This is a genomic window from Verrucomicrobiia bacterium (assembly GCA_035629335.1).
Taxonomy (GTDB): domain Bacteria; phylum Patescibacteriota; class Saccharimonadia; order Saccharimonadales; family Saccharimonadaceae; genus DASUUR01.
In genome coordinates, this window is sequence record DASPIB010000001.1 from 231,264 (window position 1) to 257,193 (window position 25,930).

The following is a 25,930-nucleotide window of genomic DNA, read 5'->3' on the forward strand; positions in this document are numbered from 1 at the left end:
TGAGTACTCCTATTTTCTGTTACAATTACCTACGAATGAAATTACTAAACGGTTCAGAACTTTCTGGTTACATTAAAGAGCGTCAGGCTAAGCAGGTGCGCAACTTGCAGCAGCAGTGGCAGGTGTCGCCGCGCCTAGCAATAATAGTGACTAACCCCATGCCGGTTGTGGCGACATATGTGCGACTGAAGCAGCAGTACGGCGATGATATTGGGGTGGCGGTGGATGTACACACTATCCCGCAAGAGGCAGCGCTCTCAACGATCGATACCTTAAATAGCGACCCCACGGTGCACGGTATCATAGTGCAGCTACCCCTCAAAGATCCTACTCAAACCGACGAGATTGTGAATGCCGTGGAACCTGAAAAAGACGTCGATGCTCTCGGCAAAGGCGCTGTGCTCGACCCGGCAACGCCAATGGCAATCAACTGGCTGCTGGCCGGTTACAATATTGAAATTAAACACAAAAAAATTGTTATCGTTGGCGCCGGGAGGTTGGTGGGAGCGCCACTGGCGCGTATGTGGCGCAATTCAGGCTGCGACGTCACAGTGGTAACCAAAGAAACGGCCGATATACGCTCGGTTTTATTTACAGCCGATATTATTGTTTCAGCCGCAGGTGTTCCGGGGCTGATTACCTCTGATATGGTCCAGATTGGCGCAGTGGTGGTTGATGCCGGCACTGCCTCGGAGGATGGAAAGATTAAGGGTGATGTCAGCCCCGATCTTCGCGAGCGGAGCGATCTAACTATCACGCCAGAAAAAGGCGGGGTGGGGCCGCTAACGGTGACGGCCTTATTCGATAACGTTATTCGTGCGGCTCGGATGAGCGCTATTAAGTAAGCTTTAAGGCCTCTTTTACGTGCTGCACCACTTGGCGAGGTGTGAGCTCGGCTTTCACAATATAGCTGTGGATTCCTAATGAATGCAGCCGCTTCGGCGCTTCTTCGGCGCCAAGGTTAGTCAAGACGATAACTGGGACCTTCTTGCCCCAGCTGTGTTTCCTGATTTCTTCGAGTGCTTCGGCACCGTCCATTACCGGCATGTGTAAGTCGAGGAGTATAAGATCTGGTTTCATTTGTTCAACCAGTGCTACCCCAAGTTTGCCGTTCTCGGCTCGCTGTACTTCAAAGCCATCGGCTTCAAACTTCATAAGATACATTTGGCTAATAACTGGATCGTCTTCGATGATGGCAATTTTGGTAGGGGCTTGCATAGTCACCTTATTATACTCTTTTACTGCTAGTTTCGCCAAGATGGTTATGGTATAAGAAACCCATTTTTTCGATAACCTTCCATGAGGCTATTGAAATTATTTCCAACATGTGTTATTATACATATCCCACAACTAAGTGGGGTGAGAGTAAACTAAAAGTATGGAACAACAATCACAACTACGGCTGCGATTTTGCAACCGCCTTGTAACAAAACTTGCACTGTCCGGTGGAGACACCGACAGCATTTTGATTGTCTGAACGGCCGAAAGGTCGTTTTTTTGTTCTCTACGATTTGAAATGCTACAAGATTAACTAAAAGGAGCGATGGATGTCACCAAATCTTTTAACAGACCAACCAAATTACGAGGCCTTTCGGCGCATTGAAGTTGAACCGGCGCCAGAAGCAGAAATAGTAAAAGGCATGCGTATCGAACGAGTGCAGGTTAGCGATGGTTTTGAAGCCGAGAATCCTGAGTTGCGGGCAGAAATACAAGCTACGCTTGAATATTGGGACGTAGAGCTGCAGCGCCATCCAGAGTGGCAGGCGCCAAGACAAGACCCTGAAACCAAAATGCCGATTGTTGACCCCGCTAACAAGGCATCCATGTGGCATTACAGCACCGAAAGTCAGCGCCAATGGGGATCGCTAATGCCGACGGCACTTGCGCTTCACCCGCTGCAGCGGCCCGAATCGGCAGTTATGCCAAACGGTGCCCACATAGACGACCGCGCTCGTGAGCTTTTTAAACATAGTATCGACGCGATCGGTATTCGGTCTCGGGCGGCGATCATGACCGATATCGCGCTTGAAATTGCCAAAAAACAAGAAACTAACGATATGAAATGGGTCAGTATTGCTTGCGGTGCGGCGGTGCCGGTGCTCTCGGCAATCGAACGTATCAAGGCCGAGCAGCCAGAAAAAGCGCCAAAACTTGAGCTTATCGATCTTGACCCACAAGCACTTGCCTTCGCGAAAACACTGGCTGAAGAGCAGGGGCTAGAAGCGGGAAGGGATTTCACTACTCGCCGGTCGAATATCATAAAAGATATGTTAGTGCGCGATACGCTTATAGATGAGCTTGGCGAACAAACTGCCCAGATGGTCGATGGTCTAGGGATTTTTGAATATTTCCGCGATGATGTGGCGGTGAGCATGCTCCAAAAAATGCACCGTCTTGTCGCACCGGGTGGCAGTTTAGTCATCGGCAATATGCTTGAAGATCGCCCGCAGCTCGAGTTTAACCGTCGTGCTGTTGGTTGGCCAAAAATTTACCCACGGGCGCTCGAAGATCTTTCTGACCTGGTGCAGCAAGCCGGCATTCCGATTGAGAACGTGACCACTTATATCCCCGAAGATGGCGTTTACGCAGTCGTCTCAATTGAAAAACCACAGCCACGCGCCAGTCGTGTAACGACTGAACTTGGCGCGCGGGCGGTTGAACAAGAAGTATAATCATCGTTTCCTGACCGTTTTTTCGGATAATGTCTGTATAATAAGCGTAAGGATTTACGCTTTCAATGCAGACATTATTCGTAGTGACACTTATTACCGTTAGCCTGGTGAACCTGATTTTGGGCGGGGTAGTGATTGCTAGTGGTCGCAAAAGCCTCTATCATAGTTATTTCTTCGGCCTGGCCACAGCCGTATTCTGCTGGTCGGCCGGTATTGCATTATTTTTGGGTGCACATGATGCAGAAATGGCCACTGTTTCGGCAAAGATTTATTACATCAGCGCGGCAATTATCGGCTACTGTCTACTGGGGTTGGCACTGACGCTTCCAAATGCTGATGGGCATAAGCCGCATCGGCCGCTTTTGGCTGGTTTGGCAATTCCCTTGTTTGGAATCGTCCTGTTGCTGCTCCCCGATAATCTTTTTATTGACCAAGTAGTACTGCAACCAGGCGGTAATGAAGTAGTGCTGGCTGCTATTCCGTACGCTACTTATACAATCTACTTTATGACTTGTATTGTGTCAGCGGTGTTTATTATCGCCAAAAAATATCTGCGGGCGAAGCTCCTCCAAAAGAAAATTATCGCTGCCCAGCTCGGCTTTATATTAGCTGGCTTGCTGTCAGCTGGTTTGTTTGGCGTATTGTTTAATTTATTATTGCCGTTATTTGGAAATTATAAGCTTATCTGGGCAGGGCCGCCCTTTACTTTAATATTAGTAATTTTGGTGTTCTATGCCATAATTCGCCATGGTCTGTTTGATGTGCGGCGGGCGCTAGCGCAATCAATTGCCTATGTGCTGTCTTTGATATCAGTTGGGGTGATGTACGGTGCGGCTGTGTTTGGCGTTACGTTTCTATTATTTAGCGGCGAGCAGCTCAATATGCTGCAAAACATCATCTATATTACTCTGGCAATTATTCTCGCCTTTACCTTCCATCCGCTCAAAAGTTTTTTCGACCGCTTAACTGATAAAATTTTCTACCGCTACGATTATGACCTACAGGACGTGCTCAACACGCTCAGTGACATTACAACTTACGAGATTAACCTGAAGCGGGTTTCAACCAAAGCGGCCGAATTTATTGCTTCGGCAATTAAGGCGTCGTTTGTGTCGGTGTATGTACAAAATTCCGAGCCGCGTTATTATAAAATTGGCAAAGCTCCCGAGGTAACCGATGAAACTGTGTTGCTTAGGTTACTCAAAAAACAAGAAACTAAAATTATCATGACGCATCGGCTCGAACTGGGTGACGGTGGACTACGCGAACTGCTTGAAGCGAATGGTATTACTCTGGTGGCACGGCTCGAAACCTCGCGTGAGCTAATTGGCTTTATGTATTACGGCGAAAAACTATCTGGCAACTTTTATAATGCCAAAGATATCCAGGTGATACGGACCGCTGCTAGCGAGCTGGCCTTAGCGATTCAAAACAGCCTGCGCTTCGCAGAAATCAATAAATTTAACGAAACCCTGCAAGCCAAAGTCGATATTGCCACCGAAAAATTACGCCATACCAACCAAAAGTTGAAACAGCTCGATGCCGCAAAGGACGAATTTGTCAGCATGGCCTCGCATCAATTGCGGACACCACTGACCAGCATCAAAGGCTATTTGAGCATGGTGATTGAAGGCGATGCCGGCAAGCTTAACCCAACCCAAGAAAAACTACTCAAAGAAGCCTTTACCAGCTCTGAACGCATGGTCCGATTAATTGGCGATTTCTTAAACGTTTCACGTATCCGGACCGGCAAGTTTATCCTCGAAAAATCAGAGGTGAATCTGGCAGAGCTGGTGAAAGATGAAGTAGAACAGCTTCGCAGTACGGCCGATTCGCGGCAGTTAACGCTTGAGTATGAAGCGCCAAGCGCCATTCCTACTTTGCAGCTTGATCATAATAAAATTCAGCAGGTAATTATGAACCTCATCGATAACGCCATTTTTTATTCACATGCCGGCGATTCGATTAAAATCGAGCTCTTAAAAGACGATAAAAATGTTGTGTTACGTATAAAAGATACTGGCATTGGGGTGCCGGCCAAAGAAAAACCGCGATTGTTTACCAAGTTTTATCGGGCGTCAAACGCCAGGCGACAGCGGCCAGATGGGACGGGTATTGGTTTATTCATGGCCCAGAAAATTATTGTCGCTCATGGCGGTAGTATCATCTTTGAATCCGAGGAAGGGAAGGGGAGCACTTTTGGCTTTAGACTGCCTCTCAAGAAGAAATAGGGCCAGGTAGCTCAAAATAAAAAGTGCGTAGTCGCTGTTATTCGCCTCATCTTATCATCGGTATAAGTAAGCTAGAAATTATCTTACTACAATACTTTTAAAAAGAGGCGATAAGTCTAGCCACCTGTGGGCGTTTCTGTGGTGACCACATATTTCGGTCGCAGTCTAGGAGTTAAAAAATAATCCGGATACCTTCAACAATAATCCAAATCAGCACCACCAACACTCCGACGCCAATGCCAACTGGTTTTACCACTCGCTTTTTGTCGTGCCACCACTGACCGATCTTACTGCGCTCGACGGCTTCGTAGCGACGGATCGTCGGGTTAGTGCTGGCAGCATCGGGGCCGGTATATGGCTTATCTCGTTTCTTCTTTGTCTTCGTCATATGTAATTATTGTACCAAAAAGCACCCCTTTGTTACAGGGGTGCTTTTTATAAGGTTAGTATCCGGAGCGGTCAGACTCTTTTAGCGGTGCAGTGCATCGCGCAGGGCGCGGCGGCTTGCGAAGTAGCTATGTACTCCGAGGCCAAGGGCGCTACTGCCGATAATACCACCAATTACCATTTCCGGACCAGTTGCAGGTAGCTCGGTTGGAACACCAGGCTTTTGTGGTTGTGGGTTATGTGGATTTTGTGGTGGAACAACAGGAGGTTGCTCAACAGTTATTTCTACTTTACAGCCATTACCAGTTACATCTTTTACCAGCTTACCGTCTACCATGAAGTTTACTTTAGCGGTAGCAACATAGCTGCCAGGTTGGCCGTACTTGTGTGATACCGGCAAGGTTTCAAGGGTGCGAGTTGCGCTTTGATTGTCGCCAAAGTCGATCACAATGTCGCGCACAGTGACGTTGCCGCCAGTCTTTACGGTTAGGTTAAAGCTGTATTCATCGCGGGTGCCGTCTTTGCGGATCGCGGTTAGCTTCTCACAGATGTAAACAGGTTTTACTGGTTCTTCATCAACTGAGAACGGCTTTTCACACTTCGCATCAGTAACAGTTTGTTCTTTGCCATTTACTACACCGGTAACCAATGCTTTGACTTTGTAGTTACCCTTGTCGCTAATAGTGTAGACGTCGCTTTCTTTGGTGCTGGTAAAGCGGTCAACTTCTTGGCCGTCTTTGGTTACGACATAGGTAACTTGCTTGAAGGTTGCGTTCGTAGTAGTGTACTTAGTCGTAAAGCGGAACTGGGTGCGACTAATTTTATCAACGGTCAGGAGGTCACAAGTGATTTTGCCTTCTTCAGGCTGGCATTCTTTTGGCACGGTAACATTGGCATTGTCGTCTTTGCTGCCGTGATCGGTTTCAACGGTCGCCTTGTTGGTGAGCTTATTAGGGCCACATTCAGGCAGTTGGGCGTTATTGCCAACTTGAGCGGTAAAGATAACGTAAGCTGTGCTATTAAGCGAGTAGCTACCGATATTTACCCCACCCTTGGTAACATCATCAGTCAGTTGTTTGCCGTTAGGGAACGAGGTAGTGTAAAGCTTAGTAGTGCCAGGTACGTAGGTAATGCCGTTTGGAAGCATATCCTTCACGACTACGTTATCCTGCTGTACTTCGCCAGTGTTCTTGTATTTAATGCGGTATTCAACTTTATCGCCAGGCTGAGCAGTGATGTCTTTGGCCCATTTTTGGTAGTCACCCAGCTTCTGAACAGTTTTCTGCATTTCAAAGCTTGGCGTTTGGCTGCCTTGCACCTTAACTTTAAAGGTAACGTAACCGCTGTATTCAAAACAACCAGGTACTTTACCATCGAGCTTGTCGTAGCCAACCAAGGCTCCGGCGCTGGTAACAATGCCATCGCTTAGGTTAGCACCAGTTTGGCCAAATACATTGTTGTAGAACTTGGCAGAACCAGCGACGTAAGCTAGGTTAAAGTCGCTTGCGCTTCTTAAAATAGCTTGGTCCCAAATTTTTTTAGGCTCAGCGTTATTGGCGGTAACGAAGCCGTCGATTTGGATTTGCTTACCAGTGTTGGTTGGCACATTGGCCATCACACGGGTATTTTCAGCTACCAGCTTCAAATTCTCGGCAGCGTTGTTATGAACGTACATGCGCACCAGGTATTCTTTACCGGGTTGCACGGTAATTTCATCTTCCCAGCCACCCAAGCCTGTGTTTGAGGCATCTTTAATAGTCACAAAGTTGCGCTCGTCACCGTAGGTTGGGTTGTTGGTGATTGAGTTAAAGGTAATATAGTGCGCGGGCTTCTCGACGGTGAAAGTTGCACGATCGATTGGGCCCCAGGCAAAAATAGCGGCGGGCACAATTGCTGCAACAGCAATTAGCGACACAGCGGCTACTCGTTTCGGAATGTTCCGAAATACTGAGAATAGTTTCCTCATTTATTGACTCCTCTCGTTGCTCGTCTTCTTAAGCAATTCTGTCCAGATTATATCACAAAGAATACAAAAATGCAAGTATAATTGACAACTTAAGTTTAAGAATTCATCGAGCTCCAGCGCGCCACGCGCCCCTGAGCCTTCGGTGTGCATCAGTCCCCAGTTCGACTTCGGTCGGGCTGGGGACTTCTTCGTTTTACTTCATTGACAGTGCGAGCATCCTCCGGTATGTTCAGTAGCGTCGGCTATTCGTCCGCTGAAAGGTAAGTCAGGTGCAAATTGTTAGTTTGCCGCTGCTTCGAGCACGGATAGCGATTACCACTGCTTTTTCAGTGGCACCGATTATGGTGCCGTATCTCAGCGGAATCGGCCTCAGCCAATTTCAAATTGGCATGAGTCAGGCGACGTTTATGCTGGCTGCCTTCTGTTTTGATATCCCTGCCGGTTGGCTCGCCGACAAAACCAGCCGTAAGAGCTGTGTCGTTGTAGCTGATATCGTGATGGCGCTGTGCTTTTTGGCGTATACCCAGGTAGATAGTTTCCTGGATGTGCTGCTACTTGAAGCACTGCTTGGTATTGGAGTGTCACTCATTAGCGGATCAGACGATGGCTTGGTGGCAGCCTATTGCCAACGGCTGCGTCGTGATATGTCGAAGGAGCTGATACTGCATCACCAGTTGGCGGCCGTATCGGCAGCTGTTTTGTTGGCGATGGGTGGGTTTGTTGCGGCAAACTTTGGCTATACATGGGCATTTATTTTTGGTGCCGGGCCATATGTTTTTGGAGCGATTGTCACGGCCCTGCTGAAGGACATCGCCCCACCCAAGGTGACCTTTTCCGATAAAAGGGATATTAAGACCGCTCTGAGAGAGATGGCGAGTATTGTTCGTTTGGTCATGGTAAACCAACAGCTGCGCTGGGCCGTGCTGGCTGGCGCAACTTCGATCCAGATGTGCCGGACATTGTTTATCGTGCAGACACCGCTGCTGCTTCTGGTGGGCGTGCCGCTCGAGGTAGTTGGCGTTATGTGGGCCGCACAACAAGGTGCGGTGCTAATCGGGACGACGCTGGCGAAGCGCTATGTTTTTCAGTGGCATATCCAGCGGTTGTTTGTGATGCCGATGTTTTTATCGTTGGCTTCGATGGCCTTGCTGGCAGTCACCGTTACCTGGTGGACGATTGGCTTGTATGGGCTGATTGCTATCGCTGGTGGTTGGTCGTCGGCCGTTGCGCGTCCGATTTTCAACACCCAGGTGCCCGCTCAGGATATTATGTCGACAGCCGCGTCGGTACGCACCAGTGTGTATATGATTTTCTACATTGTGGGCGTGCTGGTTGTGGGACTGGGCGGCAATTTTGGCGTGCAGTGGGCGCTACTTGCAAATGTGGTACTGTTTTTGCCGTTTGCAGTGCTGTGCGCTAAGTATCTGCCGGCAAAGTTTGTGCCGCAGGGAGCGCAGGTGTAGCGGCAGAATAGTGCAATAGTTCCCAGGTTGGTGCATTACCGGCCTGGGACTTTTAATAATAAAAGAGCCCCTTCAATTTAGAGGCATCATGTTGGCTTCACAAATCAGATCATAACAATGCAAAAAATGGTTGAGAGAGGAGCTGCTCAACCCTAGTAGGTATACTAGTAAGAGTAACTCCTCTCGTAAAATTTCTGACAATTAGAAGAGGTGTAAGGTGCGGCGCGCGACTTCGTTGTCTTTACGCGCCGCACCTTGGGAACTAGCCGCAAATTGGGCTAGAAGGGTTGGTGACGCACGGGTCGCCGGGTGGCGCGGGCGTCTGACTAGGCGGCCCTTGGTTCACGGGCGGTGGCGTCGGTCGCGGGCTGGGCGCAGGCGGTGCGGGCGGTGCCGGCGAGTTGTAGGTCGGCGGCGGGTTCGGCGGCTCCACGGGTTGCGCGTGCGTCGGGCTCGCCGTCTGCTTCTGCCCACCAGGCTGCACCTGAGGCGGAATGTTGCCTCGGTTCTCCGGCTGCTGCGCCGAGTTCTTCGGCGCCACGCAGTTTGGTGGCGTCCCTACCGTGCCGGGTGGGCACTCGGGCTGCTGCGGGTTCGGTGGCTGCGGCGTCTGTCCGGTGGGGGTTGGCGGGTTGTCCGTCTTGCCCCGCGGGATCTCCGGCACGTCGCCTTCGAACAGGAAGTTCGAGCAACGAACCAATACCTCAGTGAAGCTGCCATCCGGGTAGTAAATCCGCACGGACTTCAGGTCACCATTCAAGCCGGCGGTTTCCGAGACGACCAGTTTACCGTCCTGGCTGCCGGAGTTCCGGCGGCCAGGATCGGCGTTGCCGTATTGGGCGGTGCCGGACTTGATGATACCGATAACTTCCAGTGATAGCTTGTAGCCCTCTGGTGTCCAGCAGCCATCCTTGACCAACGTGTTGGCATCGATGTAGCCACGGATGCCACGTTCGAAGGCGTAGCCGCTCACGAATACCGGGTTGGTGGTCGCTGCGTCCAACAGCTTCTGCTTGGCAGCGTCGATGTTGTCCGCGGGCAAACCGCCGGTCACTAGCTCGTGGTTTGGCCCCTGCTCCAGCTTGGCCGGGCCCGTGTTCGGGCACTGTGCTGCGCTGGATGTCGGGGTCGGCCCGATGCTGGACACCAGGGCGGCTTGCGCGCCGCTGGGCGACGGTGTGTTACCGGCTGCCCATTGCCAGAGATGGTGGACCCCGAGCACGGCTGCGACTGCGGCGATGGCGAAGCACAGCAAGGCAGCGACCAGACGGCCGCGGCTTCGAGTACCTGAAGACATGTCTTTCTCCTTACTCCGAATGGTTTGGACTAACGCTTTAGCGACGATGTATTCATCGACAAAACGTTAGTCCAAATGTGCAAGAAAAAAGACCTGCCTTTTACAGCAAGTCTTCGCAATTGTCAGAAAATACATTCCGGAATAATCCGGGTGGCTGCGAATGCAGCGTGGCAGAGATAAACACCGTGGCAAGCGGCAACAGCCAGGGTTATCTCCACCACGCTACATTCGCTTGGTAGCCGTGTGCGAAAGACATGCAGTGTAATGATCCGATTTGTTAAGGACTCCTCGGTCATGATGTCTTAATAGTGGCATCACCTCACGATCTAATAAATAGTATCACATTGAACACCCAATGTCAATAGCTATGATCGTCGATGAACTATCGTTAGAATGGTCACGGGCACGAGCCTCTTGTCGATGACAACGCTAACGATAACTGCCAGCACACATTGGCTAATTATAAGCAGGTTATAGTTCATATGCAAGAGGATTTTATAGTGTTTTTTACTTTTAGTTGCGATGGGGTCAGTAATCCAGGCCGTTTTCTGGCGGGAGACTGTAAGAATCGATCGCAATGATCGATTCTTAGCCGAACGCTTTCTCTATCTTCCGGTGAAAGATAGAGAAAAAAGTGTGCTCCCGCCAGAAAATGGCCTGGATTACCGGGAGCACTAACGCCAATAGATAGTAAAAGAGTATAATAAATATAACATGCAAGATGGTAGTGAAGTGGTCTATCACGCTGGTTTTCCGAACCCAGCCGAAACCAGCGATGTGATGGGCCTCAGTTTAGATACATTGATTGTGCAGCACCAAGCCAGCACGTATTTTTGGCGTCTGACTCCCGAAGCTGCCGAAAGTGTAGGGGTGACCGCCGGCACAATTGCCGTGGTTGATAGGGCGCTACTGCCAAGAAATAACGACACCGTGGTGGCGATCATTGATGAGAGCTTTGTTATTCGGCAGTTTCACCGCGACCGACAGACAGAATTCTTAAGCCTGCCGAGTGGCGAAAAAGAAACAGCCGAGCAAACCAGTGTTTGGGGCGTCGTGACGTATTTGGTACAGCCGATGCGGAAACAGAGGTAGTATGGCCCAAAAAGTATTCGCTTTGATTGACTGTAATAACTTCTTCGCTTCCTGCGAGCGCGTGTTTCGCCCCGAACTGGCGACTCGGCCGGTGATTGTGCTCAGTAATAACGACGGCTGTGTGGTGGCGCGCAGCAACGAGGCTAAGGCGCTTGGTATACCGATGGCCGTGCCATTTTTCAAGATTAAAGACGTGGTCCGGACTCACGGCGTGGCGGTATTTTCGGGCAATTTTGGGCTATATGGCAATATGTCGCAGCGAGTAACGGCGGTTTTATCGGCCATGGCGCCGAATATTGAAGTTTATTCAATTGACGAATCGTTTGTGGAATTAAGCAGCCTCGCTGGCAACGATTACGCTGCTTGGGCACTGCAAGCCCGAGCCGCTGTGCTGCAGGCAACTGGCATTCCGGTATCGATTGGCGTGGCGCCTTCAAAAACGCTGGCAAAAGCGGCAGCGACTTTTGCCAAAAAAACCGAAGGCACCGGCGGTGTGCATGTGGCTATCAGCGAAGCTAGTCGCGAGGCACTGCTGAAATGGCTGCCCGTTGAAGAGGTGTGGGGGATTGGCTGGCGAACGGCGCCAAAATTACAAGATATTGGCGTGCGCAGTGCCTACGATATCACCAAACTGTCGGATAAGTTCATTCAAAAATCACTAACCATTAAAGGGCTGGCAACGGCAAAAGAGTTGCGTGGCGAAGCCTGGAGCGGCCTGGAAACCAGTGGCAAGCGTAAGGATACGATTATGCGCTCGAGTCAGTTTGGCCACGCCGTGCGAGCCTATCATCAGCTCGAAAGCGCGGTGGCAACTTTTGCAGCCCGGGCAGCCGGAGCTTTACGGCGGCAGGACTCAATTTGTGAAGGAGTGGCGGTCTATTTACGGGTGCGCCAACCCGGCGAGCAGCGCAAATATCAGTATGTGCGAGCCGTAATTACCGCACCTGAAGCCACAGCGGACACCGGCCGGATTATCGCCATGAGCACCGAAGGCTTAGAGCAGATTTATGATGCTGAGCTGGGGTACGATAAAGCTATGGTGACTCTGCTAGGGGTGGGGGACGCTGCTTCGTGGCAGCTATCTTTAACCAGCCCAGATGCCCAGCGTGAGCGGCGGGTGCGGTTGATGCGCTCGGTTGACGCCCTAAATAAACGGTACGGTGCTAAAACTATTTGGCACGCCACCGAGCGGCCACACTTATCTGACTGGAAGGCGCAGCATAAATGGCGCAGTTCGCAGTATACGACAAGTTGGAGCCAGTTGCCGCAATTAAGTGTCTGAGCCTTGGGCAATTTGTGCTGCTTCCGCTTTGGATTCCAGTGAGAGAGCCATAATTAACACTTCTTTACTATGTAAATATCGACATACCTTTTACAAAGACTTGCCAGAGAGTGCCAGCAGGCGTATTATCAGCAGGGCCTGTTAATTTTAAGGCAGGAAACGACCGAGCTGAAAAGGGAATAGTGAGAAGTGACCACTACGGTTATCACGGTGAGCATTCCGCGAGATCGTGTTCTTAGGCTGCAAGTGTCTTCGGAGCTCGATCCTTTTGTTAAGGGTAGCCTGCCGGTTAGCTTCACGGCTACAAATTTCCGCAGTAAGCCCGAGGTTATGAAAGCTCGAAATCAGTTGAAACCATCGGTACGCAACGCGATTGCGGGTTTGATTTATGTACCAAACGCGGCTTACGTGGACCTCGAGCCCGATGCTTTCCTGGTTGGGATGCGCTTACCACGGCTTTATGAAGTGCTAACGAAGTCGGTAGTGGTCGTTCATGAACAACTGAACTTCGTAAAAACCACAGTTGCAGCAGATGGTGGTAATCCCGGGCTTGCTAAATTGGTTAAGGCTTTGCCGCCTCTTGTTAAGCCAAAACACACTAAGTCGTCTTCATGGGCTACTATCGTGCGTGAAGCGCTGAGGTCGTAGTGTTATCTCTGTTCGGGTGTAATGAAATTTGTTACATCCGAGCAGAGTTTTTTATTGATTATTAGATTATTTTTTGCTATAATACCTTCCTGTTAGATGGTCCCATCGTCTAGCGGTTAGGACACCGGGTTTTCATCCCGGCAACAGGGGTTCGATTCCCCTTGGGATCACCATGAAATTATTTATACAAGAAAGACCACGAAGTTTTGTGGTCTTTCTTTTGTTTTATCCGTGGTGCTTTGACAAAACTTTCTCGTACGGTTTGTATAAAACTGAGGACATCTTTATTTTTGTAAGCATATTCTTACTCGTTTTATGCACAGACGTTATTTTCAAGCTGACCTAGTTGCGGTGAACGGTATAATAGGTTCATGATATTAGACATTCTTCTGCCACTTCTCGGGCTGGCTTTGGTTGATAGCACCAGTATTGGCACGCTGTTGATTCCGCTGTGGTTACTTAGTCGTTCGCGCTTGAACCAAAAGTCAATAGGTATATATCTTATTACGATTACCGTCTTCTATTTTTTGCTTGGGGTGGCATTGTTTTATGGGGTAGATTTTTTTAAAACGCTTCTTGCAGCCCCAGCGACTACTCAAATGGTTAATTGGCTGCAATTATTTGTCGGGGCCGCTTTGTTAATTCTTAGCTTCAAGCCGAACCGGCCCAAAGATACTCAGCAAGAAGGAAAGATTGCCAAGCTACGTACAAAATTAGCTTCAGCGGACTCCTCGACTGTGCTCGTAATCGGGTTAGCCTTGACGGCGGGACTTTTAGAGGCAGCGACGATGCTGCCGTATTTGGCGGCCATTGGTATTTTAGTTAATGCAAATAGCGAGCCGATTACAGCGATCGGGGTTCTAGCAGTATATTGTGTGGTCATGATTCTTCCGGCGCTTATTCTATTTGGGCTTCGGCTGGCGATGCGCGCTAAAATAGAGCCAAAAATAGCCGCAATGGAACGCTGGGCAACGCGGCATTTGACTGGCAGTACTGCCTGGCTAATAGGTATTGCTGGGTTCTTAATTGCACGGGACGCCTTATGGAGGCTGGGCTTTTTTGATTTAATAATTCCGGGTTCGTAATTCTATCGAGATCGCCACAGTGATTTTAGATAGCTTGCTTTGCTTCTTGTGAACTTAATTTAAACTGGGTTCTCGCAAAAATTTGCAAGAACCCAGGAGAACGACTAAGCTCAGCGGCCCTTTTGCGCTGCCTTATAGCGCTGTAGCCATTCCGTAAGCGTCCAGCCGAGCGACTCCAGGCGCTCATCTCGCTTTTGGGTGGCAGCCTTAATACTGGCGTTTTTGGTCGGATTAACCTGCTCCGCTCGCCAATCATTAAGTTTTTCGGGTCGAATATTGCTGGGCGTCATTGTAATGGCAGCGATTTGTGCTAATTGTACCGCTTCATCGAGTGCCTGCTGTGCCTTGGTAAGAGCTTCAAGGGCGGCGCGATTAAGCTCGGTCATCTTTTAACCTCCGTTTGTGCGGACGATGGCTGCGCGAGACCTGTCTCTAGTGAGCGGCGGTGCGGCCTCGCAGCCTAGGATAGCATACTATTTCATCAAAAAGTAGCTCTACCTGCCGATGATTGGCGGGTGTAGTAGTAAAAAGCCGGGAGCAATGCTCGACCGGCTTGGTTTGGCCTCCCGTGGCGCTTGTTGATCGTCGTTGTCGACAAGCGCCATCTTCTGTTCTACCGGAGACGATATTTCATGGTGCGGTTTCGGTGGAGCTGGAAGCGGTCGATCATTCGCTGGCGAATAACCATGATATTAGCACCGATGAGCACGACTTCCGCACACCACAGCACGATTGCAAACCAAACCGCAAACAACTCATAGGCATCCAGAGTGGGTGCGCTGTTGTTGCGCAGCGTGGCGATGTCCCCGCTCGTTTTCTCGAGCGCAGCAAAGAGAAGGGCGATTGCAAAGCTGTTCAGCAGGTCTAAACCCAGCGCCAACAGCGGGCTTGGCCGCTTAGGCTGACGGAGGCCATGAAATAGCCGCTTCTTCTGTGAGACAGGCTGATCGACGCTCATCTGATTACTCTTTTCGGTCGAATGATGGGAAAGTGCCTTATCTATATAATAACATAATTATTGTGCATTCACAAGTATGTGTAAGAACAGTTGCGGGGCTCTAGAAAGCACAGTTTAATCTGGGGCAAGCAATAAAAGAGCGGAAGACGACCTTTAAGATCATCTTCCGCTAAAAGCTACACCCTTACTTCTTGGGCGATGCCGTACACTCGCTCAAGCTCATTCCTGCTGGCGCGAGCGTTGCCGCAGGGGGTTGCAAGTGCAAAGTGCTGTACGCCTTGTGCGCGCAGTAGCTCGCGCAACGTGCCGGTGAGGTTTGTCGTTCGCTCAAGCGAAAGCTTCGGATGAAGAATGCCGAGCGCCATCCAAAAATCAAGATTGGCCGGAATTTCCAACTGCTTGAAAGTTCGGTACGTCTGCGGACCCTCGGCGGGCGCATTTTTGCCATCGCAGTGCGGAGTGTGAATTGCCGCCAACTGCCAGCCCTGCTGCCACACCGGCAGTGCAAGCAAGCCGTTCATCAACAGTACGATCGACTCCAGCGACTGCAGCGGCTTCGGCACCACTGCGCGGTGCTTCAAATCGCCCCAGCACAGATGAAACGCAATACGGGTACCCTTGGGAAGTTGCCGGATGACCCGTTCGATACTTTGTACGAACTTTTGAACCAACTTACGCTTAGCTTCTTGACCAGGTGCGTAGGCAATGAGGGCAAGCTCAGCCGGCAGCTCAAACTGTACGATGGTGGCGCTGAGCTTGTCGGGTGTCAGCATCTTCCGGAGTTCCTCGGCCAGCCGACGCTCAAGCAGCTCAAGGTGAGTAATTACCCCTGAAAAGAAGCTCAAACCGAAAGCCGATGGAGCGCCACGCATGAATGTGGCATCGATTTGCCTCTGCTTTATAACTGCCTCCACTACCTTTCGGTCTTGGAGCGCCCAGTCGCCATAATGCAACCGAGGCTTGTCGACAGGTACAGTTGGCTTTGTAACGGCTGTCAGTACGGTCCCCTTCAGCAAGCGAATGGCGAAATCGGCGTACCGATTGCCCTCCATGGCAAGCGTGCTGCTTCCAGTCAGCTCGCGGTGAATCTCTCGGCTCTGCCAAACCACCCAGTTATCTTCCTGGGGGATGCGCCATTCACCGCCACCAAGCGCCAGCGGGTTGTGAACCAGCGCCAGCATGGCACGAAGGTGATCTTCTGCGCTTGGCCCGCCGTATTTGGGGTAACTTCCGGTCAGATAGATGGGCAGTTGGCTAGCCATAGCTCCTCCTCGGAGTTGTTGGTGTGCTCAGATACTTATAGTAGCCAGTTGGTGGGGGCTTCGTCAACTGCGGTACTTATAAAACTTACAAAAAAGTAAGTTCTTGCGATATATTTTGTAGGTATTATTATAAAAAGGTAAATAAGGAGGAATCTTATGAATCCGGTAACATGGTTTAGTATACCCGCTGATGACACCGAAAAAGCTACGGCGTTTTACAATAAAGCATTTGGCTGGGACATTCAGCCGCTCACTACCGAAGATAATAGCGACTTTGACTACAACGTCGCGCTAAATTCACAAAGTGATGAGAATTTTGACCCGCTGGAGCGAGCGCGGGTGAATGGCTGTATTGTCAAGAAGGCGACTGGCATTACCACACCAGTCGTGCTTGTCGAAGTTGACGATCTTGACCAAGCGATCGCCAAAGTAACTGCCGCCGGCGGTACGGTGGAATCAGAGAAAATCCCGATGAAATCACTCAACGGTGTATTTGTGTTGGTGAAAGATCCGGAAGGCAACATGATCGAGGTATTTGCGTCAAACTAAGTTGTCATATCGCGGGAGGTAAAGCGCCAGATGCCGGCTAACCCTGCCGCGATGCCTATCCCGCTGAGTACTAACAGTGGTAGTGCTGCAAATTGTTCGGCCGGTAACTGCGGAATATGAGTGAGCGGCGATAACTGCTCGACCCAAGTTGGGAACTGTAGCAATTGGCTGAACTGTAAGATAAAGTAACTCGCAGCAAACAATAACCAGGAAGCGGCCGCAGCTCCCGCGGGGAACCAGCCCAAGGCCAGTAAAGTTAGCCCGACGAATAGCAGTACAGCCGGGAAATAATTTAGCGTTGCCAGTAACAGACCGCCTGTTTGCTGCAATGGTTCGCCGATTACAAGGCCATAAGTGAGCCCAGCAGTAGCTCCGGCCACAATGAGCAGCAGAAACGCACCAATAGCCACCAGTACAGCGTGACTAATAAAGATTGTTGAACGGTGCGTCTGCGTGGCAAGGTGCATTTCCAGATGCCCCGATGCTTCTTCGGATCGCACACGAAGCGTGGCTTGAATCGAATACGCGACAGCGGCCACGCCAAACAGTAGCAGCGCAAATGAGAGGTAGGCCTCGGTTAAACTAGCGGTACCACCAAGGGCGGCAATAATTTGTGCTGTTTGTTCGGAATTTTCTGAGAACTTACCAACTTCTTCGGCGACAGCACCAAGCGTCACAGCTAAAACGCTGATTCCAACACACCAGCCCAGCCAAATGCCGCGCTGCAACCTAAACGCCAGGCCAAAAGTACTTAAAAGATAGCCGCGAGCAGTGGCCCGCCCGGATTTGCTTGGCAGAAGCCCAGTGCCGAGATCGCGCCGAGAGGCGAGCCAGTAGCCAAGTGCAAGAAAGGCTATACATATGGCAACCAAAATGCCGATAACCCACCATTGGTTCTCGGCAAACGGCCGAGCATTACGAGCAATGCCAATGGGCGATAACCATGATAACCAGCCACTCGTGGCACTGACGCCGCCAGGTTGTGCTTCGCCTTGAATATCACCGAGAGCCCGCACCAGAAAAGCTGCACCGATAGTGGCGGCAGCCAGGCCATTAGCAGCCCGGGCAGTGCGCGTAAGCTGAGCGGTGACAGCGGCAATGCCGGCGAACGACAGGCTAATAAAAGTCATGGCAGTTCCAGCCAATAGCGAACCAGAGAAGGGCAGGCCGTGTAAGACAAAACTAAGCGCCACCGCACCGCCTATAAGCACGGCAAAGCCCGCCGCTATCACCAGTGCCGCTGTTAAGGGTACGTGCCGGCCGATAACTGCCGCACCCAAAAGTTCCATCCGCCCATGTTCTTCATTCTGGCGGGTGTGGCGGATAACCAGTAGGGTTGTCGCGAGCGCCACAAAAATCGCAAAAAAGGTGAAAGTTTCCGTGAAGGCTACCGAACCCAAGCTATCGCCCAGCACTGGCCCATTAAAAGCGATCGCCACCGTACTGACCGCTGAAGTTGTGGCATAGGCGGCACGTTCGGCTGGGCTGCCGCCGTAAACTTCGACAACACTCGCCGTTAGCGCAAAAAACATCCCTGCGAGTAGCAATATGGTTAGCGGTAGCTTTAAGCGATCGCGGCGTAGGGCGAGACGAATTACTTTCCCTAGGCCAGTAAAAGCTGCCATTAATTATCCTCCGAGCCTTCGCCGTAGTGCTTCAAAAACAGTTCTTCAAGCGTTGGCGGCGTGGCGGTAAGGCTGGTAATGGTAAACTTCGCTAAATGGCGCATTACTTCGTCAAGGCTGGCGGGCTCTACTTTTAAGCGTGCATGGGTGCCGCGCTGTTCAATATCGAAGGCGCCGGGAATGGTTTCCAGTTTGCTAATCGGCTGCTCGGTGCGCACTTCAACAGTGGTGCGAGTCAGTTGTCGCAGCTCGTTCAGCGTGCCTGCTTCAACGGTGCGGCCTTCTTTAATAATAGTAATTTGATCGCACAAGGCTTCAACTTCAGCGAGCACGTGGCTCGAAAGAAGCACCGTTTTTCCTTGCTGTTTGAGCTTGGCCATTTCTTCATTAAATATTGATTGCATCAACGGGTCGAGCCCTGAGGTCGGCTCGTCGAGAATGTACAGATCAACATCTGATGCCAGAGCCGATATTATGGCAACTTTTTGGCGATTGCCCTTGGAGTAGGCGTTGCATTTTTTGGTCGGGTCAAGTTTGAATCGCTCGATCAGCTCGTTCCGCCGCATGGTGTTGAAGTTACCACGTAATGTCCCGAGCAAGTCTATGGCTTCGCCGCCAGAAAGATTAGGCCACAAATTGACATCCCCTGGAACATAAGCTAAGCGGCGATGTAGTTCGGTGGCTTCACGCCACGGATCGCGGCCGAACAAGCTCACCGTACCCCGCGTTTTTCGAAGTAAACCAAGCAAAATACGAATAGTGGTTGATTTGCCGGCGCCATTTGGCCCCAGAAAACCATGAATTTCGCCTTGTTTTACGCTTAGTTCAAGCCCATTAAGGGCTTTTGCTTTCCCAAAGTTTTTATGAAGATCTTTTATGGCAATAATTTCGATATCGGTGCTCGTGTAGGGATGCATAGCGCTCCTTGTTTGTTTTGGATGCTGTTTTTACTAGTATAGCAAACTGCCGCTGGGATAAAAGACAACCCGAAATTGTAATGTCCTGTGCCTCTAAAAAGAGACACAGGACAGGGTTTGGTTAGGTGATGGCTGCCAGCAGCGCGTGGCTGTGGTGGCGCACGATGTGTCGGAGTGCCGGTGTCAGCGGTGCCTGCCGGGCCGCCGCTAGCGTCATCCAGACCGGCGCCGCGCCTTCACTGGCGTCAACCTTGACGGTCTGGCCAGCCGGCAACCGCGTGGCAAAAATGTGCCAGCGGTGCACGTCGGCACCACGGCGGCACTCGTCACCCCAAATATTGTCGATGACGCAAGGCCTCAGCGAACTAGCCACAATGCTAGTCTCTTCGCGTAGCTCGCGCACCCCAGCCTGCAGTGGCTTCTCGTTGAAATCCACGTGGCCAGCCGGAACGGTGAGGCCGAACGGGTGCTTCACCCGATCGAAGAACAAAAACTCACCCTGCTCGTTGGCCACAAAGATACCAGCGGTCTCGTGCCAGTACTCGTCAGTCGTGTTGGTCCACCACTTCACGCTCGGGTCGACAATCAGCGCACGGCTGCTCTTGTAGCGGCACGCGGCGCACTGGTAGCGCTGTTCGCGCGGCGGCCACGGCTTCTCGGTCACCGCTTCTGCCTGACAGCGCAAGCAGTAGGTGTGGGACCGGCCATCCTGGGGCGGCGTGAAACGAAGCTTCATCACTCAGCCTTCCTCATCGGTACTGTTAAGGTACAGTGTTATACTAGCTGCTGGAACAGACTAATATAAGCAGGACCTTTTGACTCAAAAACATTTGACGATGACAAACTGGATCCAAAATCATATTTTACTAGAACTAACAAAAAATCCGACCCGGCGCTATAGTGAATTAAAACCAAGAGATATTGAAGGCAATCTATTCATGTACCACCTAAAAGGGATAATGAAGGAGGGCCTGGTTGAAAAAACCGACAGAGTGTATCGTTTGTCGCCAAAAGGCTTGCAGTTTGTTAGTACGCTGAGCTTGAAGACGGGGAAGATGCGAAAACAGCCGCAGATTTTAAATGCAATCATCGCTAAAAACGAACAAGGGGAGTATTTATTCACCAGGTGGCGCCGCCAGCCGAACACGGGGCTTATTAGCTTTCCGCATGGCATGATGCATTACGGCGAGGGCGTGTTTGCTATGGCGGCGCTGGAGTTAGCTGAAAAAGCCGGTTTGACTGCTGAACTTGCCCACAAGGGAGATGTTTACGTGCGAGTCATGAGAGGCGACGATATCGACCGGCACATGCTAGTGCACTTATTTGAGGCGCGAGATATTCAACCAGGCCGGCAAACTGAAATGCGCCCGGAACTTGGCGAAAGCTTTTGGGCACCCTTAGCGAGTGTCATCCCCACAGATTTCTTGCCTGGTTTTTATGAAATTGCTCAGTTGAGCCAACGTACTGGGGCAATATTCGAAGAGATAACCACTCGATTACAATCATAACAATTTATGATATAGTACTTTTGATCCTTCCGGAGGTGTTTCATGCAGGCTGAACATAAAACATTCGGTTTGGGCGACCACGATTCAGATAGTTTGCTCGTGGTGGTGCTAACGCTGACGAGGCGCTATAGGTGGGAACTACGAAATGGAGAAGAAGGCGATATTGTCATTAAGTCTCCCTACAATTTTCCCACAACGATCGTGGCGGTATTTAATATCAATTGCCGGAACACGCACTACCGAGTGGTTATTTCTATTCAAGGAAACGCTACCGCCCGACACGGTGTTATCAGCTTGATTCAAGATGCTGGTATGCTTGAACCACCAATTGTTCAGGATAATCTGCTTGGGGAACACTTTATTGAACTTTACCGAGCACTATCGTAATTAGCAGACACCCTCGCCTAGCCTCTAGGTGAGGGTTTAAAATTGCTAACCACATCGATCAGCCCGCCAAAGAGCCTGCCTATCGGTTGTGTGTCTATTCAAATCAAAAATGACCTGTTATGCTGGAGCAAGCCTAGGAATGGAGTAAATGTGTCATACCGAATGGGTGTGCTGGGTTACGCCAGCAGTCACTTTGCTCGTTCGCACGGAAAGCACCTGAAGAGCGCCGGTCATGTGGTCGCAGCAGTTTACGATCCGGCTCGCGACAAAATGCTCCGAGCGATGCGTGAGCATGGTGATGAAGCTGCAGTGATTTGTGGTTCAGCTGAAGAACTGGTGCGACATCCAGGCGTTGATGCGGTTATGATCACATCGGTTGATGCGGCGCATGCCGAGCAGCTCGAACTAGCGATTGCCGCCGGTAAGCCAGTGTTTTGTGATAAGCCGCTGGCGCTCAACCGTAAGGATCTGGCAAGGGTGGAGCGAGCGATTCGCACGGCCCAGAGCCGGAAGATTCCGGTGATGAGCTGTTATCCGCGAGAAGATAGCCACAATCCTAACCTGCCGTACAGTTGGACCACGGCTCAGCTCCCAAGTTTGATTCGGAAGTATGGTGATCTGTGCCATATTGCTCTCGACTTTTCTTACCCTGCGCCCGATACGTCATGGAAGATCGCCCGCAGTTTGCTAGCTGACCACGCCACCCATGAGCTCGGACTGATTCGTCACTGGCAGCCTTCCGGAAAGCTGCAGGCGTGGCGAGTGGCTGATGGCCCGGATTACTACAATGTTGTTGGCTCTGTGGAGGAAACCTCCTTCTCGTTTGTCGGGACTCGGCGGCTTGCTCCGAACCATAAGGGGTATCCCGAAGAAATTCGACTGCGGTTCTGGCGGGCGACCTGCGTGGTGCGTGTACAGATGGGCGAGGTGCTTATTACAGAGCACGAGTCGCAGCAAGTGCACCGTCAGTCGATCAGTAAGATGGATAAGAGTGGGTACGACCGAGTGTTCGAGGGCGTCACTCGCTCCTTCCTGGATACGCTGGCGAAACCATCTCTTTCGCGTTACGATCATCTGATTGAGGTGAACTCCTTGATGATCGACCTGCTCGAGAGGGGTAGCTGCGGCTGATTCTCCCGTCCCTGTTCGTTTATACGAGCAGGGGCGTCTTAATATCTTATTACTCCTGGAAAAATATAGATATCTTTGCCCAGGAGTAAGCCCGACGGAGCCGCTTAAAATGCGGGGTCGGGCAACTCGACAATCTATGGACGGTTAACAAGAAAGAATTTCACCACCGAGACGCTTGGCGTCAAGCGTTCGGCGTGGCCAGGATGGAACAACACTTCATCGCCGGCCTGAGGCTCGAACGATCGAAGGAACGGGTAGCTTTCTTGATATTTATTGACGTACTGCTTGTGCGGGGTGTGTACCCCCAATTGAACTTCGCCGCGATGCTCCTGAGCTTGCAGTGTGCCGGTTTTCCAGTCTGCCTTTCTGAGCTCCGCAAGCAGCCGCTTCTCGATATCGATTGCCAGTTTATGGCGCTGTTGCTTAACCCGCGCAAATTCCGGCTCGAAATCGAGGTAGCGCCACCACCGTAGGTAGTCTCGGTGATCAACTTGCTCAATTCGCTGGAGCAGGCTGTCGCCAAAGACATCGAAATGCCGCAGCGTTGCCCAAAGGATCCAGCGGGTGTTCAGCGGCACGCGGTTCAAAACAGCCAGCTGAAGATGCGCCGGTAAACGAGCAAACAACCGCTCCGAAACGCCTTCAAGCGACTGTAGACGGTTGCCCGCCAAGTTCAGTAGCTGCTGGGCCTGCGCCTCGCCAAGCCGAATCGCGAGCAGCTCGCAAAAATTCGGCCCGTCATTAGTACGGCTATCGCTGAAAAACAGTTGTGGCGCCCTATCGACAAGCAACATCACTACCCGCAGCAGGTGACTATTCGACAAAAGTAACCAATAATTTGGCTGCCAAGCGTCGGCGGCATGTAGCTGCGCCATTGTCCAGCTATCGCTTGCCTGGTTGTAGAGTGCCTCATGTGAGACTCTACTGCTTCCGCCGTTACGAGCGAAGACCTCCCTAAAGCCCTGGCTTCTCTCGAGCTTCTCCAGAATCAGCCGAGCCAGCGCTGCTTCCGAAATCCCCACTTTCAGGGCGTTTTGCAGCCACCGATGGTGCGGGGCGGAATCAGCCGCTAGCCAGATGGTCCGCACGAACTTAAGGCGCTCTTCGGCAGTGTCGCCACTTTGGCCAAGGAGCTCGGGAAAGTACAGCACTCGCTGAACAAAGGGGTTCTGCAAGTGTCGTTTGAAGAAAGCGGTTACCGCCGTGTCACTCGCTGTCAATAGCTGCAAAAAATGACCAGGATAGTCGGCAATCCATTGCCAGCCAAGCGATGACGGGGTGCGATCAAACTCAACGTCGATGCAGTCCATGGCTCGGTGGAGCAGCTCAATAGTAACCTTCTCTTTGCTTACCGCCTCGAGGAAGGCTGTACGCACCTCCTCGTATTCTTCGGTGATCATTTGAAACCTTCCAGGATCGTCGGGGTGTAAGAGGCAAAACCGCCTCCTTTTTTACAAAAGGCAGATCTACCCCTACACCTAAAATCTAGATTGTAGAGTGCGTTACTGAAAAACAGTAATCTATATCATTATAACATAAATATGTTTATAATGCAATTGACCTGTTGAGTCATAGGCTGGTGATAGCGAAAAACGAACCGATATGACAAAATAAGGAACGTAAATCTTAGAGAGACAGGGTAAATGGCCAAAGACAAGAAGTTATCGACTAAAGAATACATCCGGGCGTTATGGGGTGTGGCCAGGCTAAGTGCTCGCACAGCACCGCTGGCGGTGAGCTTTAAGCTAGTAGGAATTGCCATAGAAGCGGCGCTGCCAATTGCAGTGACGTTTTTTGCGGCGGCGACCACCACTAAACTAGCCGAAGCTTTTGCCGGGAACGAAGCCGCTGGCGAGCAGGCGATTGTTTTTATTATCATCACGGCGGCGTTGGGCTTATTTATGACGGCCTGGCAAAGTATTAATCAGTATGTGCAAGCGGTAATGCGCTACAAGATTGAAGCCCGGGTGAGCGATATGATGTACGAGCATTTTTTGTCGCTTGACTTTTGGCAGTACGACGATAAAGATACCGCCGATCTTTATGATCGCGCGCAGAAGTTCAGCCAATTTTTTGCTTACATTTTCGACCGCTTATCGAGTATTTTGGTGCAGTTAGTCACGCTTATTTTTTCACTGGTAGCGCTCAGTTTGTTCCTACCGCTGCTCGCACTTTTTGCTCTCATCGCTGTAATTCCCGGCGTCTACATTCAATTTAAATTATCGCGGGCACAGGTGACGCACTGGAATAAAAATGTCGATGTCCGCCGCTCGAAAGCCTATATAGAATGGAACTTGCTGCAGCCTGGTAGTATTGCCGAGTTACGGCTTAACGGGCTGGTGCGCCACCTACTGCAGTTACGGGCAGGTTTACGCGATAAAGACGAAAAAGAGCGCCTGCAGTATGAACGCCAGTTTATTGGCAAGCGTTTACTGGCCGACGTGTTAGAAGCCGCGACTGAACTCGGCGCCCTGCTCTGGATCGCCGGTCAAATTATTGCCCGGGCTCAGCCAATTGGGCAGTTTATTTACGTGCAACAGCTTATTTCACGGGCGATTGGTGGCGCGAATGCCTTTGTGTCGCAAATCAGCACCTTCGATGAAGACTTGGCAAACCTTTTTGATTACCAAAAATTTATGGATCTGCCCACCGCTAAAAAAGATGGCTTCAAGTTACGCACGGCGCCTGAAAGTATCACTTTTTCTAAGGTGTCGTTCCATTACCCACAACTGCAGCAGCCTGTGCTGCAAGATATTAGTTTTACTATTAAAAAAGGCCAGCATGTGGCGATTGTCGGCGAAAATGGTGCTGGCAAATCAACTCTCATTAAGCTACTAACCGGGCTGTACGAACCCATTAAAGGGCAGGTGCTTATTGATGATCGACCTTTGACCCAAGTATCGACTGCTTCGTGGCACAAGCAACTGTCTGTTTTACGGCAAGAGTACCAAAAATATTCTTTTGCCGATATCCAAAACAATGTTTATTTTGGTGATGTCAGCCAGCCGCTCGAAGAAGCCAAGCTGAGCCGGGCGCTAGAAAAAGCTGAAGCGGCAGAGTTTACCACCGAATTACCCCAAGGGCTAAAAACCTTGCCGAGCCCCTGGATGGAAGACGCCGATGGCAATAAGGGCACCGAGTTTTCCGGCGGGCAGTGGCAGCGAATTGCCCTGGCCAGGAGTTTTTACCGGAATGCGCCAATTGTTATTTTGGATGAGCCAACCAGTGCGATTGATGCGTTGGCCGAAGCCCGCATTTTTGCTCGCCTTTTCGCAAAAGACAATAAAAAAACCGTTATTACCATTAGTCACCGCTTGAGCACGGTTAAAAAGGCCGACCTGATCATTGTAATGAAACACGGCCGGATTGTAGAAAACGGGACGCACGCTCAGCTGGCGCGCCAAAAAGGTGAGTACTACACTATGTTCCAATCGCAGCTTGAGGAAGATCAGACAAGCAAGAAGTTGTAA

25 protein-coding genes and 1 tRNA gene are annotated in these 25,930 nt (G+C 50.8%); 15 read left to right on the top strand and 11 right to left on the bottom strand.

The features are described 5' to 3' along the window. Positions 1-35 precede the first annotated feature (35 nt). Positions 36-845 (top strand): bifunctional 5,10-methylenetetrahydrofolate dehydrogenase/5,10-methenyltetrahydrofolate cyclohydrolase, encoded by an 810-nt coding sequence (locus tag VD907_01305; protein HYG83494.1) that lies wholly within the window; start codon positions 36-38, stop codon positions 843-845. Here VD907_01305 and VD907_01310 read toward each other — a convergent pair. Beyond that, on the bottom strand, positions 838-1,218 hold the full coding sequence (locus VD907_01310) for a response regulator (protein HYG83495.1): 381 nt from the start codon (positions 1,216-1,218) through the stop codon (positions 838-840). The genes VD907_01305 and VD907_01310 overlap by 8 nt on opposite strands. Positions 1,219-1,547: 329 nt before the next feature. Between VD907_01310 and VD907_01315 the strand changes: the two genes are divergently transcribed. Further along, the gene (locus VD907_01315) at positions 1,548-2,672 is read left to right on the top strand and encodes a class I SAM-dependent methyltransferase family protein (GenBank protein HYG83496.1); all 1,125 of its coding nucleotides are present in this window, start codon (positions 1,548-1,550) and stop codon (positions 2,670-2,672) included. A gap of 65 nt (positions 2,673-2,737) precedes the next feature. Then, positions 2,738-4,903 carry an ATP-binding protein gene (locus tag VD907_01320; protein HYG83497.1) on the top strand — a complete coding sequence of 722 codons (2,166 nt, stop codon included), beginning with the start codon at positions 2,738-2,740 and terminating at the stop codon, positions 4,901-4,903. 172 nt (positions 4,904-5,075) lie between these two features. Here VD907_01320 and VD907_01325 read toward each other — a convergent pair whose 3' ends face one another. Further along, the gene (locus VD907_01325; protein ID HYG83498.1) at positions 5,076-5,291 is read right to left on the bottom strand and encodes a hypothetical protein; all 216 of its coding nucleotides are present in this window, start codon (positions 5,289-5,291) and stop codon (positions 5,076-5,078) included. 81 nt (positions 5,292-5,372) lie between these two features. Then, a complete protein-coding gene (locus tag VD907_01330; GenBank protein HYG83499.1) occupies positions 5,373-7,256 on the bottom strand; it encodes a hypothetical protein in 1,884 nt (627 codons plus the stop codon). Between the two features lie 269 nt (positions 7,257-7,525). Between VD907_01330 and VD907_01335 the strand changes: the two genes are divergently transcribed. Beyond that, positions 7,526-8,719: an MFS transporter gene (locus tag VD907_01335; GenBank protein HYG83500.1), complete on the top strand. Its 1,194-nt coding sequence runs from the start codon at positions 7,526-7,528 to the stop codon at positions 8,717-8,719. 262 nt (positions 8,720-8,981) lie between these two features. Here the strand turns inward: VD907_01335 and VD907_01340 are convergent, their stop codons facing one another. Further along, the gene (locus tag VD907_01340; protein HYG83501.1) at positions 8,982-10,016 is read right to left on the bottom strand and encodes a hypothetical protein; all 1,035 of its coding nucleotides are present in this window, start codon (positions 10,014-10,016) and stop codon (positions 8,982-8,984) included. 714 nt (positions 10,017-10,730) lie between these two features. Between VD907_01340 and VD907_01345 the strand changes: the two genes are divergently transcribed. The 5 genes from VD907_01345 (at position 10,731) to VD907_01365 (ending at position 14,123) form a co-directional block, all read left to right on the top strand. Beyond that, positions 10,731-11,108 carry a S24 family peptidase gene (locus tag VD907_01345; protein ID HYG83502.1) on the top strand — a complete coding sequence of 126 codons (378 nt, stop codon included), beginning with the start codon at positions 10,731-10,733 and terminating at the stop codon, positions 11,106-11,108. A 1-nt stretch (position 11,109) separates the two neighbouring features. Next, positions 11,110-12,390, top strand: a complete 1,281-nt coding sequence (locus VD907_01350; GenBank protein HYG83503.1) for a Y-family DNA polymerase — start codon at positions 11,110-11,112, stop codon at positions 12,388-12,390. A gap of 189 nt (positions 12,391-12,579) precedes the next feature. Beyond that, complete coding sequence (locus VD907_01355; GenBank protein ID HYG83504.1) at positions 12,580-13,038, top strand: hypothetical protein; 459 nt, start codon at positions 12,580-12,582, stop codon at positions 13,036-13,038. Between the two features lie 98 nt (positions 13,039-13,136). Further along, positions 13,137-13,211: transfer RNA gene (locus VD907_01360), tRNA-Glu, on the top strand. A gap of 198 nt (positions 13,212-13,409) precedes the next feature. After that, complete coding sequence (locus VD907_01365; GenBank protein HYG83505.1) at positions 13,410-14,123, top strand: GAP family protein; 714 nt, start codon at positions 13,410-13,412, stop codon at positions 14,121-14,123. 110 nt (positions 14,124-14,233) lie between these two features. Here VD907_01365 and VD907_01370 read toward each other — a convergent pair whose 3' ends face one another. The 3 genes from VD907_01370 to VD907_01380 form a co-directional block, all read right to left on the bottom strand. Beyond that, positions 14,234-14,509 (bottom strand): hypothetical protein, encoded by a 276-nt coding sequence (locus VD907_01370; protein HYG83506.1) that lies wholly within the window; start codon positions 14,507-14,509, stop codon positions 14,234-14,236. A gap of 227 nt (positions 14,510-14,736) precedes the next feature. After that, entirely contained in the window at positions 14,737-15,081 is a 345-nt protein-coding gene (locus tag VD907_01375) for a hypothetical protein (protein HYG83507.1), read from the bottom strand. Positions 15,082-15,257: 176 nt separating this feature from the next. Continuing rightward, positions 15,258-16,343: a hypothetical protein gene (locus VD907_01380; protein ID HYG83508.1), complete on the bottom strand. Its 1,086-nt coding sequence runs from the start codon at positions 16,341-16,343 to the stop codon at positions 15,258-15,260. Between the two features lie 156 nt (positions 16,344-16,499). Here VD907_01380 and VD907_01385 point away from each other — a divergent pair, with 156 nt between their 5' ends. Next, positions 16,500-16,892, top strand: a complete 393-nt coding sequence (locus VD907_01385; GenBank protein HYG83509.1) for a VOC family protein — start codon at positions 16,500-16,502, stop codon at positions 16,890-16,892. Here the strand turns inward: VD907_01385 and VD907_01390 are convergent. The 3 genes from VD907_01390 to VD907_01400 form a co-directional block, all read right to left on the bottom strand. Continuing rightward, positions 16,889-18,517: an anibiotic ABC transporter gene (locus VD907_01390; protein ID HYG83510.1), complete on the bottom strand. Its 1,629-nt coding sequence runs from the start codon at positions 18,515-18,517 to the stop codon at positions 16,889-16,891. The two genes, VD907_01385 and VD907_01390, sit on opposite strands and share 4 nt — an antisense overlap. Next, complete coding sequence (locus tag VD907_01395) at positions 18,517-19,410, bottom strand: ABC transporter ATP-binding protein (protein ID HYG83511.1); 894 nt, start codon at positions 19,408-19,410, stop codon at positions 18,517-18,519. The genes VD907_01390 and VD907_01395 overlap by 1 nt, the downstream gene beginning before the upstream one ends. 145 nt (positions 19,411-19,555) lie before the next feature. Next, positions 19,556-19,948: an NUDIX hydrolase gene (locus VD907_01400; protein HYG83512.1), complete on the bottom strand. Its 393-nt coding sequence runs from the start codon at positions 19,946-19,948 to the stop codon at positions 19,556-19,558. Between VD907_01400 and VD907_01405 the strand changes: the two genes are divergently transcribed. From VD907_01405 to VD907_01420, 4 genes are all read left to right on the top strand, one after another. Further along, complete coding sequence (locus tag VD907_01405; protein HYG83513.1) at positions 19,871-20,239, top strand: hypothetical protein; 369 nt, start codon at positions 19,871-19,873, stop codon at positions 20,237-20,239. The two genes, VD907_01400 and VD907_01405, sit on opposite strands and share 78 nt — an antisense overlap. Positions 20,240-20,270: 31 nt before the next feature. Continuing rightward, the gene (locus VD907_01410; GenBank protein ID HYG83514.1) at positions 20,271-20,942 is read left to right on the top strand and encodes an NUDIX domain-containing protein; all 672 of its coding nucleotides are present in this window, start codon (positions 20,271-20,273) and stop codon (positions 20,940-20,942) included. A gap of 42 nt (positions 20,943-20,984) precedes the next feature. Next, positions 20,985-21,329 (top strand): hypothetical protein, encoded by a 345-nt coding sequence (locus VD907_01415; GenBank protein HYG83515.1) that lies wholly within the window; start codon positions 20,985-20,987, stop codon positions 21,327-21,329. 150 nt (positions 21,330-21,479) lie between these two features. After that, positions 21,480-22,460 carry a Gfo/Idh/MocA family oxidoreductase gene (locus VD907_01420; GenBank protein HYG83516.1) on the top strand — a complete coding sequence of 327 codons (981 nt, stop codon included), beginning with the start codon at positions 21,480-21,482 and terminating at the stop codon, positions 22,458-22,460. A 134-nt stretch (positions 22,461-22,594) separates the two neighbouring features. Here the strand turns inward: VD907_01420 and VD907_01425 are convergent, their stop codons facing one another. Beyond that, positions 22,595-23,860 (bottom strand): hypothetical protein, encoded by a 1,266-nt coding sequence (locus tag VD907_01425; GenBank protein HYG83517.1) that lies wholly within the window; start codon positions 23,858-23,860, stop codon positions 22,595-22,597. 243 nt (positions 23,861-24,103) lie between these two features. Between VD907_01425 and VD907_01430 the strand changes: the two genes are divergently transcribed. Beyond that, positions 24,104-25,930 (top strand): ABC transporter ATP-binding protein, encoded by a 1,827-nt coding sequence (locus tag VD907_01430; protein HYG83518.1) that lies wholly within the window; start codon positions 24,104-24,106, stop codon positions 25,928-25,930.